14 protein-coding genes and 1 tRNA gene are annotated in these 15,762 nt (G+C 66.2%); 11 read left to right on the top strand and 4 right to left on the bottom strand.

Going from position 1 to position 15,762, the window contains the following annotated elements; translation table 11 throughout:
- Positions 1–41: 41 nt before the first annotated feature.
- A complete protein-coding gene (locus tag LQD00_RS03995) occupies positions 42–1,697 on the bottom strand; it encodes a sensor histidine kinase (RefSeq protein WP_406566953.1) in 1,656 nt (551 codons plus the stop codon).
- A 229-nt stretch (positions 1,698–1,926) separates the two neighbouring features.
- Between LQD00_RS03995 and LQD00_RS04000 the strand changes: the two genes are divergently transcribed.
- The gene (locus LQD00_RS04000; protein ID WP_232715775.1) at positions 1,927–2,307 is read left to right on the top strand and encodes a response regulator transcription factor; all 381 of its coding nucleotides are present in this window, start codon (positions 1,927–1,929) and stop codon (positions 2,305–2,307) included.
- An 8-nt stretch (positions 2,308–2,315) separates the two neighbouring features.
- Here the strand turns inward: LQD00_RS04000 and LQD00_RS04005 are convergent, their stop codons facing one another.
- Positions 2,316–2,969 (bottom strand): response regulator, encoded by a 654-nt coding sequence (locus LQD00_RS04005; RefSeq protein ID WP_232715776.1) that lies wholly within the window; start codon positions 2,967–2,969, stop codon positions 2,316–2,318.
- Positions 2,970–3,360: 391 nt separating this feature from the next.
- Between LQD00_RS04005 and LQD00_RS04010 the strand changes: the two genes are divergently transcribed.
- From LQD00_RS04010 to LQD00_RS04055, 10 genes are all read left to right on the top strand, one after another.
- A tRNA-Trp gene (locus tag LQD00_RS04010) sits at positions 3,361–3,433 on the top strand.
- A gap of 39 nt (positions 3,434–3,472) precedes the next feature.
- Positions 3,473–3,952: a preprotein translocase subunit SecE gene (secE, locus tag LQD00_RS04015; protein ID WP_232715777.1), complete on the top strand. Its 480-nt coding sequence runs from the start codon at positions 3,473–3,475 to the stop codon at positions 3,950–3,952.
- A 67-nt stretch (positions 3,953–4,019) separates the two neighbouring features.
- A complete protein-coding gene (gene nusG, locus LQD00_RS04020; RefSeq protein WP_232715778.1) occupies positions 4,020–4,865 on the top strand; it encodes a transcription termination/antitermination protein NusG in 846 nt (281 codons plus the stop codon).
- A gap of 154 nt (positions 4,866–5,019) precedes the next feature.
- Positions 5,020–5,454, top strand: a complete 435-nt coding sequence (gene rplK / locus LQD00_RS04025) for a 50S ribosomal protein L11 (RefSeq protein ID WP_005199637.1) — start codon at positions 5,020–5,022, stop codon at positions 5,452–5,454.
- 100 nt (positions 5,455–5,554) lie between these two features.
- Positions 5,555–6,271 (top strand): 50S ribosomal protein L1, encoded by a 717-nt coding sequence (rplA, locus tag LQD00_RS04030; protein WP_232715779.1) that lies wholly within the window; start codon positions 5,555–5,557, stop codon positions 6,269–6,271.
- A gap of 106 nt (positions 6,272–6,377) precedes the next feature.
- A complete protein-coding gene (locus LQD00_RS04035; protein ID WP_232715780.1) occupies positions 6,378–7,268 on the top strand; it encodes an ABC transporter substrate-binding protein in 891 nt (296 codons plus the stop codon).
- Between the two features lies 1 nt (position 7,269).
- On the top strand, positions 7,270–8,292 hold the full coding sequence (locus LQD00_RS04040; RefSeq protein WP_232715781.1) for a FecCD family ABC transporter permease: 1,023 nt from the start codon (positions 7,270–7,272) through the stop codon (positions 8,290–8,292).
- Positions 8,289–9,080: an ABC transporter ATP-binding protein gene (locus LQD00_RS04045; protein ID WP_232715782.1), complete on the top strand. Its 792-nt coding sequence runs from the start codon at positions 8,289–8,291 to the stop codon at positions 9,078–9,080. Before LQD00_RS04040 ends, LQD00_RS04045 begins: the two co-directional genes overlap by 4 nt.
- A complete protein-coding gene (locus LQD00_RS04050) occupies positions 9,077–10,408 on the top strand; it encodes a bifunctional adenosylcobinamide kinase/adenosylcobinamide-phosphate guanylyltransferase (protein ID WP_232715783.1) in 1,332 nt (443 codons plus the stop codon). Before LQD00_RS04045 ends, LQD00_RS04050 begins: the two co-directional genes overlap by 4 nt.
- A 246-nt stretch (positions 10,409–10,654) precedes the next feature.
- Complete coding sequence (locus LQD00_RS04055) at positions 10,655–11,878, top strand: IS110 family RNA-guided transposase (RefSeq protein ID WP_006896189.1); 1,224 nt, start codon at positions 10,655–10,657, stop codon at positions 11,876–11,878.
- 38 nt (positions 11,879–11,916) lie between these two features.
- Here LQD00_RS04055 and LQD00_RS04060 read toward each other — a convergent pair whose 3' ends face one another.
- Both LQD00_RS04060 and LQD00_RS04065 read right to left on the bottom strand, forming a co-directional pair.
- Entirely contained in the window at positions 11,917–14,958 is a 3,042-nt protein-coding gene (locus LQD00_RS04060; RefSeq protein ID WP_006896188.1) for an MMPL/RND family transporter, read from the bottom strand.
- 86 nt (positions 14,959–15,044) lie between these two features.
- Positions 15,045–15,671, bottom strand: coding sequence for a TetR/AcrR family transcriptional regulator (locus tag LQD00_RS04065; protein WP_006896187.1), 627 nt, complete (start codon positions 15,669–15,671; stop codon positions 15,045–15,047).
- Positions 15,672–15,762 lie beyond the last annotated feature (91 nt).

The following is a 15,762-nucleotide window of genomic DNA, read 5'->3' on the forward strand; positions in this document are numbered from 1 at the left end:
GGCCAACCCGGCCGGAGGCTGGCGGGAGGCCCCTCTACCGGCTAGCCGGTAGTCGAGGTCTCGGTGAGCGGGATGCGCGCCCGCACCGTGGTGCCCTCACCCGGCGGGCTGTCGATGACGAGTTCGCCCTCGACCGCCTCCACCCGGTCGCGGAGACCGAGGAGCCCGGAACCCTGGTCGGGTAGGGCGCCGCCGATGCCGTCGTCGGTCACCGACAGAGTCAGGGTGTCCTCGTCGACGTGTGCCGAGATGACCACCTCGGATGCCTCGGCATACTTCGCGGTGTTCGTGAGTGATTCGGCCACAACGTAATACGCGGTCACCTCGACCGTCTTCGGCATCCGTCCGAGGTCGGTTGCCTGCAGTGCCACCGGCACCGACGACCTTCTGGCCAAGGTTTTCAACGCCGGCCCGAGTCCGCCGCGGGAGAGGATCGCGGGATGGATTCCCCGGGACAACTCCTGGAGGTCTCGATGGATGTGTGCGAGGGAGTCGACGACGGTGTCGAGCCGATCCCGTACCTCGGTCTGGTCGTCGGGAACCGCGGCCTGCAGGGCGCGGATGTCGAGTCCGAGAGACACGATGCGTTGCTGCGCACCGTCGTGTAGGTCGCGCTCGATGGTGCGTCGGGCCTGATCGGCGGCGGCGATGACGCGGGCGCGCGAACGGGTCAGCGCAGCCCGCGCCTCGCTGTTGTAGATCGCCGTCGCCACCAGATCGGCGAAATCGCCGAGCCGCAAACGCAACTCCGACGGCACGGATCGGTGGGCGGTGCCGATGATGACTGCGCCCCACGGACGTTCGTCGACGGTGATCGGCGCGCCCACCCCGGTACGGAGACCGCGGGGTTCGAGACGGTCGGCGATGGGGCCGTCGGCTGACGAGTAGTCGAGGACCGACATCTCGCCGGTATCGGCGACGAGGGTGGAGACGTTGGTGCCGCCGAGGGGCAGTCGTTCTCCGACGGCAAGGGTCAGATCTGACGAATCATCGCGCGTGGCAAGGACTTCGCACTGTGTGTCATCGACGAATCGAATGACCGTGACGTGTTCGACGCCCAGCTCGTCGGCGAGCTCGGCGGCGACGATCCCGCAGACCTCACCGGGTTCGGCGCGTGAGGCGACCGCGGTGGCGACCCGCCGCAGGGCCACCTGCTGGCGGGCGAGCGTGATTGTCCGGTCGTTGAGTGCCTGGCGGTCGAGAGCGGCGGCGAGGAGTGCTTCGAGGCTGGGCACCATGCGCGTGACGCGACGCCGGTCGGCGGGGTCGAGGTCGGCCGGCACCAGCAGGGCACCGACCGAGCGTCCGCGGTCGAGCAGAGCGATGCGCTGCTGCCCCGGACCCGGTGTGGTGTCGGGGTCGTCGAGAACAGCTCCCGGTGCCGGCAGGTCGAGCACCTGGGTCAGGCGAGCACTCGCCGCGGTCAACGCCTCCGGCAGATCCACGGCGCGCAGCACGGTCCGGGCGAGATCGGCGGACAGATTCGCCTCGCGGCGACGCTGATCGGACTCGAGCGCGTGCAGGCGCGCCTGCCCGACGAGGGCGTTGGCGAGCAGCGCGAGGACCAGGAAGACGACGACCGCGGGGGCGGCACTGTCGGTGCTCTGGCTGGCGTGGAACCACGCATAGGCCGCGGCACTGGCCACCGAGGTGCCCACCGCGAGGGGAAAGCCCCAACGGGCGGACACCACCAGCACGCCGAACAGGAAGACGGCGCCGAAGGCGTTCTGCGGGAAGATCTCTCTGAGGACCTGCACCACGACGACCTCGACGGCGATCAGCACGAGCGCGGTCGCCACGCCCCACTGCCAGGGCGGCGACGTCGGCCGGAGCACCACCGCGACGACCCGGTCCCTCAGCGGACCGCGGTCGTTCTTCCAGCTAGCGGGAATGCCTCGCCCTGCTGCTTCTGACACGCTAGTCAGTATGGAACCCACCCGCCTGCGCTGCCTGATAGTCGACGACAGTGCCGACTTCCGGGCCTCGCTGCGCGGAACGCTCGAAGCCGGCGGGATCACGGTGGTCGGGTCGGCCTCGACGCTCGACGACGCGGTCCGCGAATCGCGATCGACGCGACCCGACGTCGCGCTCGTCGACATCGATCTGGGGGAGGAGAACGGCTTCGCCGTCGTCGAGGCCCTCCACGATTCGGGTCTCGATCCGGCGCCCGCGGTGGTGCTGGTGTCGACCCACGACGAGGAGGAGTTCGCCGACCTCATCGACCTCAGCGCTGCTGTCGGCTTCGTGCCGAAGTTCGGTTTGTCCGCGGACCGGGTGCGCAAGGTGTTGGCCGCAACTGCTCCCTGAACGGTCAGTCAGGTCGTGGCGTCGAGGAACAGGATCACCGCGCGGACCCGGCGGTGATCGTCGGCGGTCTCGGCGAGGTCGAGTTTGGTCAGGATCGATCGGACGTGTTTCTCAACCGTGCCCTCGGTGATCCACAGCCGGCGCCCGATGCCCGCGTTGGAAAGCCCCTCGGCCATCAGCGTCAACACCTCGCGTTCGCGTGCGCTGAGCTGTTCGAGCGGGTCGTTTCGGCGCCGTGCGGCAACGAGCTCCTGGACCAGCGCGGGGTCCATCACCGACGCGCCGGCGGCGATGCGCTGCACGGTCTCGACGAACTCCGCGACGTCGGTGACGCGGCTTTTCAGCAGGTAGCCGACGCCGCGGCCGCCGTCGAGCAGTTCGAGTGCGTGGTCGACGTCGACGTGCGCGGAGAGCAGCAGGATCGCGACGTCGGGGTAGTCGCGTCGGATGCGCAGGGCGGCGTCGAGGCCTTCGGCGGTGTGGGTCGGGGGCATGCGGATGTCGACGACCGCGATGTCTGGGCGGTGCTCGGCCACGAGGGCGAGCAGCCCGTCGGCGTCGCCCGCCTGCCCGACCACGTCGATGCCTGCGGACGTGAGCAGACTCGCGAGCCCTTCCCGGAGCAGGACGTCGTCGTCGGCGAGCGTCAGGCGCAGGGGCATGTCGGCACCATGCTTCCGTCTGTGATGTCGGACGTGAGCCACTCGTGTCGTGCCGATCCGGACACGACAAGGGAACTCTACCGTGACGTCCGCGCTGTTTTCGCAGGTCGGAGCATGAAGTCGTCCGCTCGGTCGGTGAGTGCCGACCGCGAGGAACGCCATCGCGGGCTGTCGTCGGATGCGCAGCGTGTACGGTCGTCGAGGGAGGCACGTGGAGCGCGTTTTGGGTCCACAGCCCCGGTGATCTACACTGAAGTGTCTGATTGATTCAGACTTGCGCGCTACCCATAGGGTGGCGCGTTGGTTTTGTCGGCGATGAAACGCTGGCACCGGTCGTGAGGCCGGGATTCGATGAGATGGCAGCGGAACCACTCCGGTGGGGACGTCGCAAAGGGGCGTAGCTCAATTGGCAGAGCAGCGGTCTCCAAAACCGCAGGTTGCAGGTTCAAGTCCTGTCGCCCCTGCCCTGGTGAAGGGCACACGTTGACGAGAGGACCGCGAAGTTGAGCAAGCGAGACCGGGCTGCCCGCGCCAAAGAAGCCGCTGAGGGTTCTGCGGCCGATTCGGCTGCGGCTGAGCTCGACGGTCGCGACGAGGCCACCGGCGGTTCGGACGACGAGACGTCGACCGGCGCCGCCAAGGAGCTGCGTCCGTCCGGCAAGCGCTCGGCTCGTGGTCGTCGCTCGTCAACCGGTGCATCCGGAACCGACGGAGACACCGACTCCGCCACGGGGTCGGCAGTAGCCGTCAAGGAACGCAAGAAGAAGAAAAAGGCCTCTGCTGAGGAGAGTCGGAATCCGTTCGTTCGGATCTGGCTGTTCCTCACGCAGGTCGTCGCCGAGCTGAAGAAGGTCATCTGGCCGACGCGGCGCGAGATGATCACGTACACGATCGTCGTGCTCGTGTTCGTCATCGTGATGACCGCGTTCATCTCCGGCCTCGACCTGGCCTTTGCCAAGGGCGTCCTCTGGTTGTTCGGCTGACCCACGCGGTGGGTGGCCGGGCGAGCGGGAGCCGACCGGAGATGAACCATAAGGAGCGTGGGCTGCAGTGAGCACCCCGGAGAACGAACTCGCATCGACCGACGCCGTCGACGTGGCTGATGCCGACGTCGACGCGGCCGTGACCGACGAGGTCGACGAGGCTGCAGTCGACGAGGCCGGTGACACCGACGTCGAGGCGGCCGCCGAGGGCGACGAAGCTCCCGCGACCGACGTCGACTCCGAGGACGCCGACGAGACCCCTGCCGAAGAGGCCCCTGAAGAAGAGGTCGACCCGGTCGAGGAGCTGCGCAAGCAGCTGCGTCGCGCCCCCGGTGACTGGTACGTGATCCACAGCTACGCCGGTTACGAGAACAAGGTCAAGGCCAATCTCGAGACCCGTGTGCAGAACCTCGATGTCGGCGACTACATCTTCCAGGTCGAGGTTCCGACCGAAGAGGTCACTGAGATCAAGAACGGCCAGCCCAAGAAGGTCAACCGCAAGGTCCTGCCGGGCTACATCCTGGTTCGCATGGAGCTCAACGACGAGTCGTGGGGCGCCGTGCGCAACACCCCGGGTGTCACCGGGTTCGTCGGGATGACCAGCAAGCCGTCGCCGCTGTCGCTCAACGAGGTGCTGCAGTTCCTGATGCCGCGCGCCGAGGCGAAGAAGACCCCCGCCAAGGGTGGTTCGGGCGCCGAGGGTGTCGAGGCCGCAGCTGCCGCCGCGTCGAACGTCATCGAGGTCGACTTCGAGGTCGGCGAATCGGTCACCGTCATGGACGGCCCGTTCGCGACGCTGCCCGCGTCGATCAGCGAGGTCAACGCCGAGCAGCGCAAGGTCAAGGTGCTCGTGTCGATCTTCGGTCGCGAGACCCCGGTCGAGCTCGGGTTCAACCAGGTCGAGAAGATCTGACCCTTCGAGGCTCGCTTCGCTCGCACCTCAGGGAACGAGAGGAGCGCTTCGCTCGGAACCCGAGGAGCGAAGACAGCCGGCGATAGCCGGAAAATACAGACTTTCACGTCTCCAGCGGGCGTGAATTCGCAAGGAAACAAGCAAGGACAAAAAGATGCCTCCCAAGAAGAAGAAGCTCGCCGGGATCATCAAGCTCCAGATCCAGGCAGGCGCGGCCAACCCGGCCCCGCCCGTGGGTCCGGCGCTCGGTCAGCACGGCGTGAACATCATGGAGTTCTGCAAGGCGTACAACGCCGCGACGGAGTCGCAGCGCGGCAACGTCATCCCGGTGGAGATCTTCGTGTACGAAGATCGTTCCTTCGACTTCAAGTTGAAGACCCCGCCGGCAGCGAAGCTCCTGCTCAAGGCCGCAGGCCTGCAGAAGGGCTCCGGCGAGCCCCACACCAAGAAGGTCGGCAAGGTGAGCATGGACCAGGTCCGTGAGATCGCCAAGACCAAGGCCGAAGACCTGAACGCCAACGACATCGACCAGGCCGCGAAGATCATCGCCGGTACTGCTCGGTCCATGGGCATCACGGTCGAGGGCTAGACCCCAGAACAGGGTCAGACCTACACAGTCATCTCGTGGGAGGGCCGGCTCGGCCCGCACCACACACCCCGCCGACTCAGTGCGGAGAAGGAACAGAGCAATGAGCAAGAAGAGCAAGGCCTACGCGGCCGCGGCCGAGAAGGTCGACAAGTCCAAGCTGTACAGCCCGCTGGAGGCTGTGGAGCTGGCGAAGGAAACCTCGTCGAAGAACACCGACGCGACCGTCGAGGTTGCGATCCGGCTGGGCGTCGACCCCCGTAAGGCAGACCAGATGGTTCGAGGCACCGTCAACCTGCCGCACGGCACGGGTAAGACCGCCCGCGTGATCGTGTTCGCCGCCGGCGACAAGGCCGCCGAGGCCAGCGCCGCCGGTGCCGACGAGGTCGGCGCCGAGGACCTGATCGAGCGTATCCAGGGCGGTTGGCTGGACTTCGACGCCGCGATCGCCACCCCGGATCAGATGGCCAAGGTCGGCCGCATCGCGCGTGTCCTCGGACCGCGTGGCCTGATGCCGAACCCGAAGACGGGCACCGTGACCACCGATGTCACCAAGGCCGTCAACGACATCAAGGGCGGCAAGATCAACTTCCGCGTCGACAAGGCAGCCAACCTGCACTTCGTCATCGGCAAGGCTTCGTTCGACCCGGCCAAGCTGGCCGAGAACTACGGTGCCGCGTACGACGAGATCATGCGTGCGAAGCCGTCGGCAGCCAAGGGCCGCTACATCAAGAAGGTCACCGTCTCGACCACCACGGGCCCGGGCATCCCGGTCGACCCGGCGGTCAGCCGCAACTTCGCCGAAGCTCCCCAGGCCTGATCCTGGCGCTCGCGCGTAACTAGAGACACCCACGAGGGGCCTGGCAGTCGATGCCGGGCCCCTCGTTCTCTGTCTACTCAGTTCTTCCATCGGAGGTCAGTGGCTCGTGGTGAGAATCCGTCTCGGAACCCGTCGTCGTGGTGCAGCGGTCGCTGCCGCGGTGCTGTCGATGCTGATGGTGGTCGCCGGCTGTGGCCCGGCCGGGAACGAGAACAAAGCTTCCGGCACCCCCTCGACAATCGTGTCGCTCAGCCCCACGACCACCGAGATGCTCTTCGCCGTCGGCGCGGGTGACCAGGTGGTCGCCGTCGACGACCAGTCCGACTTCCCGGCCGAGGCGCCGCGGACCACACTGTCGGGTTACACCCCGAACCTCGAGGCCATCCTCGCCTACGACCCCGACCTCGTCGTCCTCACCGACGACAACAACGACATCATCGCCGGTCTCGACCGCGTGGGCGTCGAGGTGCTGCAGATCCCGGCCGCGAAGAACCTCGACGAGACCTATGCCCAGATCCAGCAGGTCGGCGGTGCCACCGGCCACGCTCGGGAGGCCGACGAACTCGTCACCTCGATGCGCGCCGAGATCGAGCAAATCGTCCGCACCGTTCCGCTGCGCGAGGTGCCGCTGACCTACTTCCACGAGCTCGACGACACGTATTACACGGTCACCGACGACACCTACCTCGGCCAGATCTACGGGCTGCTCGGTCTGCGGTCGATTGCGACCGGCCAGAACGGTTATCCGCAGCTGTCGCCCGAGTACATCCTCGAGCGCGACCCCGAGGTGATCTTCCTCGCCGATTCCCAGTGCTGTGGGATCACACCGGAGAAGGTCGCCGCGCGTGCCGGCTGGGGTGACCTGCGTGCCGTGGCGAACCGGCAGATCCACGTCCTCGACGAGGACATCGCCAGCCGCTGGGGCCCACGCGTCGTCGACCTGGTCCGCGACGTCGCGCAGATCGTCTCCGGCGTCGACGGACAGCCCACGAACTGAGATGTCGAGCCGTCACGTCGGGGCCATCTGTGGGGCCGTCGCAGTACTGCTGGGTGCATGCCTGCTCGCAGTTCTCGTCGGCCCGGCCGGGCTGACCCCGAAGGGCGTACTTCTCGACCTCCTCGACCGGATCCCGTTCGTCGACATCGAGTCCGGGCTCACCCCGCGCCAGCAGACGATCCTCTGGGAAGTGCGGATGCCGCGCGTGGCGCTGGGAGCGCTGGTCGGTGCGATGCTCGCCGTCGCGGGTGCCGCCTACCAGGGCGTCTTCCGCAACCCGCTCGCCGATCCGTACCTCCTCGGTGTCTCCAGCGGTGCGGGACTCGGCGCGACCGTCGCGATCGTCCTGGGCGGCGCGGCGGGCACGATCGGCCTGCCGCCCGCGGCGTTCCTCGGTGGCATCCTGGCCGTGGCCGCGACCTACGCGCTGGGCCGGACCGTCGGCGGTGGCCGCACCGAGGTGGTCATCATCCTCGCCGGTGTCGCGGTCGCCGCGTTCGCCAACGCCATCCAGACCTTCCTCATGCAGCAGCACGACGACACGCTGCGCCAGGTGTACAACTGGATGCTCGGCCGCCTGGCCACCGACGGCTGGTCCGAGGTCGTCACCGTGCTTCCGTACGTCCTCGCGTGCGTGGCCGTCATCGTGCTGTTCGGGCGCACACTCGACGTCATGGCGGTCGGCGACATCGAGGCGTCGAGTCTGGGGATTCGACCCGAACGCGTGCGGTTGCTGCTGGTCTGTGTCGCGACGCTCGGGACCGCTGCGGTGGTGTCGGTGAGCGGGCTGATCGGCTTCGTCGGCATCGTGATCCCGCACGCCGTGCGGCTCCTCGTCGGCCCGGGCCACCGGTTGCTGTTGCCCTTGTCGTTGCTGGTGGGCGCGGCCTTCCTGGTCCTCGCGGACGTGGTGGCACGGACCGCGATGTCGCCGTCGGAGTTGCCGATCGGCGTGGTCACCGCGGCCATCGGTGCGCCCTTCTTCCTCGTCGTCCTCCGACGCAGCGGACGGAGCGTCGCATGACCGCCTCGATCACCTGCCAGGGTGTCTGCGCGTCCCGCGGGGGAGTGGAGGTCCTCCACGACGTCGACCTCGAGATCGGGTCCGGCACCTGGGTCTCGCTCGTCGGGCCCAACGGTTCGGGGAAGACGACGCTTCTGCACGCCCTCGCCGGGCTGGTGGCCTCGACCGGGCAGATCGATGTCGCGGGCGTCGACCCGGGACGTGCGCGCCGTCGCGAGATCGCCCGCGCCGTGGCGCTGATGCCGCAACGGCCGATCGTCCCGGAGGGCACGTCGGTGCGCGAGCTCATCGGTCTCGGCCGCACCCCGCACATCACCCGGTTCGGCAGCGAGACCCGCTCGGACCGTGAGGTCGTCGACGAGGTCATCGAGCGGCTCGACCTCGAGGAGTTCGCGAACCGTTCCGCGTCGGCACTGTCGGGTGGTGAGTTGCAGCGGGTGGTTCTCGCGCGGGCGCTGGCCCAGCAGCCGCGCGTGCTGCTCCTCGACGAGCCGACCAGCGCCCTCGACATCGGCCACCAGCAGCAGGTGCTCGACCTCGTCGACTCCATGCGGCGTGCCAGCGAGCTGACCGTGATCGCCGCGATGCACGACCTGACGTCGGCGGCTCAGTACGGCCAGCGCCTCGTACTGCTCGACCGGGGACGCATCGTTGCCGACGGTCCGCCAGCCGAAGTGCTCACCGCCGAACGACTTCGGGACGTCTACGCCGCGAAGGTCGAGGTGCTCGACCGCCGCGACGGCCCGGCCGTGCTGCCGGTGCGTGACCCGGGGCCCGGCGAACGATGAAGGTCAGGCTGCTCGGCACCGGGGCCGCCGACGGTTGGCCGAATGCGTTCTGCCGCTGCGGCTCCTGTACCGATGCACGACGCCTACAGGACTTTCGTGCCCAGACGGCGGCGCTCGTCGACGACGCGTTGATGCTCGACTTCGGGCCGGACGCGCCCGGTGCGGCTGTGCGCCATGGTGTTTCGCTCGCCGATGTGCGGCATGTCCTGATCACCCATGCGCACGCCGACCATCTTGCGCCACAGTCGTTGCTGTTCCGGTCGTGGGTCGACGGGGTCGGCGACCTGGAACTGATCGGTCCGGCCGATGCGCTCGATGCGTGTCGCCCGTGGGTGGGGCCTGACGCCGCGGTACGGTTCACGCCGGTCGTCGCGGGTGACCGTCTCCGGGTCGGGGAGTACGACGTGCGGGTGCTCCCGGCCCGGCACCGGGTCTTCCGTGACGGTGACGCCGTGCTCTACGACGTCACCGGCACCGACGGCACGAGACTGCTGTGGGCGACGGACACCGGTGTGTGGCCATCTGATTGGTTCGATCCGCTGGGCGGAGCGGCGTTCGACGCGGTCTTCCTCGAAGAGACCTTCGGTGATCGCGAGGATCTCTCGGATGGCCATCTGGGGCTGGCCGGTTTCGGGACGATGGTCGAGGGGCTGCGCGAGGTCGGCGCAATAGTCGACGCCACCGATGTCGTCGCCGTGCATCTGGGACACCACAATCCGTCGGTGGCGGTGCTACGCGAGCGGCTCCGGCATCTGGGTGCGCGGCCGGGACGAGACGGGGAGGTACTCGACCTGGGCAAACCCGTGCAGCGTCGGACCTTCATCACCGGCGGCGCGAGGTCGGGGAAGTCGCGGTACGCCGAAAGGATGCTGGGCGGCGTCGATGACGTCGTCTACGTTGCCGCGGGAGGTCCGCGGACCGGCGATCCCGACTGGGACCGGCGCGTCGAACTCCATCGCGAGCGCCGGCCCGCGTCGTGGACGACGGTCGAGGACGCCGATGTCGCGGGCGTCCTGAGGTCAGCACGTCGCCCGGTCCTCGTCGACTGTCTCGGCACCTGGCTGGCCGCTCGGATCGATCGCCACGATGCCTGGGACAGTGGCGAACTCGACGCCGTGCGGTCGGATGTCGACGACCTGCTCGACGCCTGGCGGACCTGCTCTGTGCCGGTCATCGCGGTCAGCAACGAGGTCGGCAGCGGTGTCGTCCCGGCAACCGCATCGGGCCGGTTGTTCCGCGACGAACTCGGCCGGCTCAATGCCGGGATAGCAGAACTCTCGGATCAGGTCCTGCTCATGGTCGCCGGGCTGGCGATCACCATCCGCTGAACCGGAGTTCCGCACAATCGCCTTTACGTTGGAGTACGTCCGGGGCGGTCGCCTCGGACGTTCGTCCGCGGTTCGGGGCGTGGCTCGACAATCACCTGTTGTCGCTGGTGGCTTGGCGTGGAAGGTCACCCCGGACCGTGACGGGTCGTTTCGGCCGCTGATTGAGATGTGTTCGCGAACTTGTCGCTGTGTAAAGGTGTGCCGGCGAAACCACCCTGACGAGCCAACCGCACACGGAAGGACAGTATGGACGAAAAGATCTGGGTAGGAATTGATGTCGGTCGGCATGCGCATCACGCCGCCGCGGTCGATGAGGCGGGAACGGTGCTGTGGTCTCGGCGGCTTCCCAACGATCAACCGGCGATCGAAGCGCTCATGGACCGGGTCGCCGACATGAAATTCGTGGTGTGGGCGATCGACATGACCGCACCGGAATCGGCGCTGCTGAGGGGTGTGCTGGCTGCGCGGCGCCAGCAGATCCGCTACGTGCCCGGCCGGGTCGTGCACAGCATGACCGGTGCGTTCGCGGGTGAGGGCAAGACCGATGCCCGCGATGCGGTCGTGATCGCCCAGACAGCCCGCCTACGTGGCGATCTCGCCACCGTCTCGGCGCCCGACGACGTCGCGATCGAACTCGACCTGCTGACCGGACATCGCAACGACCTCGTCGCTGAACGTACGCGAGGCATCAACCGCCTGCGCGGCCTGCTGACCCGCATCTTCCCTGCACTAGAACGGTGTTTCGACTACTCGACACTGACCGGTCTAACGTTCCTCACCCGCTTCGCCACGCCATCTGCGATCGCTGCGGTCTCTGACGACGAGATCTACGACCACCTGCGCAGTCACGGCGTCCGCCGACCCACGATCCCGAAGATGATCGACAAAGCCCGTGCCGCGGCGGCCGCGCAGACCGTCACCCTGCCTGGCGAGGCGACCACAGCCCTACTGGTGCAACACGCGGCTACCTCGTTGGTCATGCTGACCCGTCAGATCGCCGACCTGGATAAGCAGATCACCGAGGTGTTCCGCCGCCACCGTCACGCACGGATTCTCGAATCCGTGCCAGGCATCGGCACCCGAAGCGGCGCTGAGCTCGTCGCGATCACCGGCGGCGACCTCACTTCGTTCGGCTCGCCCGCCAGACTCGCCGCCTACGCCGGTCTTGCTCCGGTACCGCACGACTCCGGTAACCGCCGGGGAGCCTTGCGTAGACCCCAGCGTTACCACAGAGGACTTCGCAAGGTGTTCTACATGGCCGCACTCAACAGCTCGCAACGCGACGGCCCGTCCCGCGAGTTCTACCAGCGCAAACGACGCGAGAAGCGTTCCCACGTCCACGCTCTCATCGCTCTCGCTAGACGTCTGGTTGACGTGGTCTGGGCACTGATCCGCGACGGTAGGGTGTGGTTGCCGCGGCCGACCGTCGAGCGGGTGTCAGTCGATGAGGTGGGCGCGATGGCTGGATGACTGGCGGGGCCGGTCAGATCTCGGCACGTGCGTGCGTACTAGCGGGACACTGGATGCGTGTCGGTTCGGGTACTCGGCCACCAGCTTGCTCTGCCGACAAGTGTGGCGATGGTCGGCACAACGATGGTGCGGACGATGAAGGTGTCGAGCAGCAGGCCGATGCCGATGATGAGTCCGACCTGGGTCATGATCGAGATGGATCCGGCCATGAGTCCGAACATGCTGGCAGCGAAGATGAGGCCGGCCGAGGTGATGACTGATCCGGTGTTGGTGACGGTTCTCAGGACGCCGATGCGGATGTTGTTTTGGGATTCTTCGCGTAGGCGAGAGATAAGAAGCATGTTGTAGTCGGCGCCGACCGCGACGAGGACTATGAAGGCCAGTAGTGGTACGGGCCAGGCGATATCGGTTTTGAGGATGTGTTGAAAGATCAGGACACCGATACCCAGTGCCGCGGTGTAGTTGAGTATGACGGTGCCCAGAAGGTATAGCGGCGCGATGAGTGCTCGGAGTAGGAGTATCAGGATCAGGCCGACGATGGTGAGGGTGGCCAACGCTAGGAGTCGGAAGTCTTCGGTGAGTAGACGTTGCAGATCGGCGTTGATGGCGGGGAACCCGGCTATCGCGATGTTGGAGTCCTGCAGGGTTGTGTTCGGTCTGGCGGCGAGTGCGACATCGGTGATTGTGTCGGCCAGTTGCATGGCCTCGGTGCTGTAGGGGTCGAAGCTGGTTTGTATTGCGTAGCGCACGGTATGGCCGTCGGGCGAGACGAACTGGCGAGCGACGTCGACGAAACGGCGGTCTGCGTTGGCCTGAGGTGGGAGGTAGAAGCCGGTTGCTGAGTTTGTTCCGGCGGTCTCGCGGGCGGAGGTTTGTAGTTGTGTGGCTAGCGCGGCCATCCCGGCGAGTTGTTGAAGGTTGCTGTCGATCAGCGCGGATACACCGGCGGCGAGTTGGCGTGATCCCGCCGCGAGTTGACTGATACCTGTTTGCAGTTGGGTGAGCTTGCCGGGAAGGTCTTGGCTGCTGATGCTTCCCAGCGTGGAGCCCAGTGAGTTGACGGTGGAAGTGAGTTGGTCGGTGACTGTTGAGATCGGTGTATCCAGCTGCGCGAGTTGTGTTGACAGCGTGGCGATCTGGTCGAGGGTCCCGTTGCTCAGTAGGGCGTCGAGATTGCGGGTCTGCGCGCGCAGAGCTGCGCACTGCGGGACTTGGGTGCACCAGGGCGCATTATCGAGGATGGGCAGGATCGAGGTCACTGTTGCCAGGGCTGCAGATGTTTGGCGGGTGAGCGCGGCCAGCTGTGGGGCATTCTGAGAAGCGCGATCGAGCGCTGGTGCAGATGCGGCGAGTTGGCGGAGTATCGGCTGGTACTGCTGAATTTGCTGCCCTGCTGTGCTTGCCTGATCGAGGATGCCGGCCAGGGGGGCCAAGTTGGTGCGTACCTGGGTGTCGAGCTGAGTAAGCCCGTCGGCGAGTTGGAATGCGCCGGTACGGAGCTGTTCGAGGTCACCTCGGCGGTTCTGGCCATCGTCGACCGCACCCGCCAGCCGGTCCCCGATCTGACCGTTCTGCCAGGACAGCTCGGCTTGCTCGAGCTTGTCCCCGGTGGGACGGGTAACACCGATGACTCGAGTCACTCCGGGGATCTGGGATACACGTGAGGCCATTTGCTCAAGATCGGCCAGCCCGCTGGCAGTACGGAGATCGATCGGTGCATCTACAACGAGGAACTCAGTGATAGTGACGTCTTGAGGGAAATGACGGTCGAGCAACGCGTAGCCTTCGTTGCTGTCGGTTGTCGCGGGCTGCCCCTCACGATCGTCGAAGGTGATCTGGATGCCCATCGCGAAGACGCTAAGCACGATTAGCCCGACCAGGGTTAGTGCCAGCAGAGGCACAGGACGCCGCACGACGAGCACGGCGACGCGATTCCAGTACTTTCGGGTCAGATCTCGTCTGGGTGCGCCCCAGCCGAATCGCGCCGCCCACAGCAACACCGGTGGTAGCAGGGTGACCGTGGCGAGGAATCCGATGAGGATGGCGATCGCGCATGCCGGACCCAAGGTGGAGAACACGCTCAGCTGACCAAACACCATCGCCAAAAAGGCCAGCGCCACCGTGGCAGCTGAAGCCAGGATGACCCGTCCGATAGTTGCTGTCGCGTCCACGAGCGCAACCTCAGTGGTAGCGTCCTGGCGTAGCCGTTCGTGATAGCGACTGATGAAAAAGACTGAGTAGTCGACCCCGGCTCCGAGCAGGATGACGGTCATGAACGCGACGGTGAACTGCGATACCGGCATACCGAGTTCGCCGAGTGCGGACAAGACCCCGCGGCCCACGCCGAGGCTGACACCGATCACCAACAACGGCACCAGCGCGGTGAACAGCGATCGGTAAACGATCAACAGAATGATCGCGATAAGCGCCACCGTCGCCACAGTGATCACGACTAAATCGCTTTCAGCACTGACGATCTGGTCACTGAAAGTGGCCGTCGGCCCGGTGACATGGACAGTGGTGTCCGTACCGTCAAACACGCGCTGCGCGGTTTGGCGCACGGTCTCCACAGCATGCGTGGCCGTTGGCCCTCCCAAAGTTCCGGTGACCCCGACAGGCAAGTACCAGGCTTGCCCGTCCTCACTCAAGGCCTGGCCGGCCGTCGTCGGATCGGAGAGCAAATCCCGCACTGACTGCACATCGTCGAAATTTTCGCGCAACTGCAGAACGAGCATGTCGTAGCGTTCCCGCGCCACGTCGGTGAACCCGTTCGGGTTCTCCATGGTCACGAAAACAGTGGTCTTGGCGCCCTTCTCACCGAACGCACCACCCATCTGATCGAGTGCTTGAAACGATGGAACCCCAGCAGGGATCGGATCAACAGACTGCTGCCGCACCACCGTCTCCAGCTGGGGAAACAGTATCGCCAAGACGATACCCACAGCCACCCACGCCCCGATGACGAGGAATCTGTGCGCCAAGGTGAACCGTGCCAACCGCCCCAATGTCGTGCTGTACTCGCTGCGTTCCGCCAACCGGCGCGCCGCCAAGCGCCCACCACTTGGACGTTGGACCACCATACGCAGCACCTCACCCTCGACCCAGCCCGTCTACGAAACCGACGGTATCGTTACGGTACTAGCAGTACCGTAGATGGGGAAGGAGGTCAGGAGGTTTGGTGTCGCCGGTGGGCCATGAGGAAATCGTCGACAAGCTGTTCGAGATCGCCAACGGTCATCGACCGAATGCCCGTGAGCTTGGCAAAGACAAGGGGGCCCGCCAGTTGAGTGACTGCCATGGTCAAATCGAGGTCGCCGAGCTCCGCCGTGGCCACGTCACTCGTCAAAACTCGATCGAATGGTTCTCGATACTGCTCGACGACTCGACGACGCAGTGGCGCGAGCGCGTTCTGATCCCCGTCGGATTGCCCGGATTGCCGGGGCTGCTCGGGAAGCATTGCCAACCATGCCAGCGTCGTCAACTGCAGCGGTGCCTGCTCAATAAGCTCAGCCTGCCGCTGCATCAGCTTCAGCAGGTCATCACGGATCGACGTCGTCGTCTCGGGGGTCTCGGCCTGAGGCAACAATCGCTCGAAGGCAGCCGCCACCAGATCTGTGGAGCTCTCGAAGTGACGATACAAGGTGGTGCGAGCAACACGAGACAGTCGAGTGACCGCCTCCACGGTAACGGCTTCGACCCCGCCACTGTTCAGCAAGGTCACCGCAGCATCCAACAAACGCTGACGCGACCGAACCCGCCTCGGGTCAACATCGTCGGAATCGATGGTTTCCACCTGGCCACTCCCTATATAGCCAAAATCACGAACCCCTGACTGCACAACAATACCGTCGGTAACAGAGCGAAACTGCCAGTGGCGGTACCGA

Source organism: Gordonia metallireducens, from assembly GCF_021245825.1.
Classification (GTDB): Bacteria; Actinomycetota; Actinomycetes; order Mycobacteriales; family Mycobacteriaceae; genus Gordonia; species Gordonia namibiensis.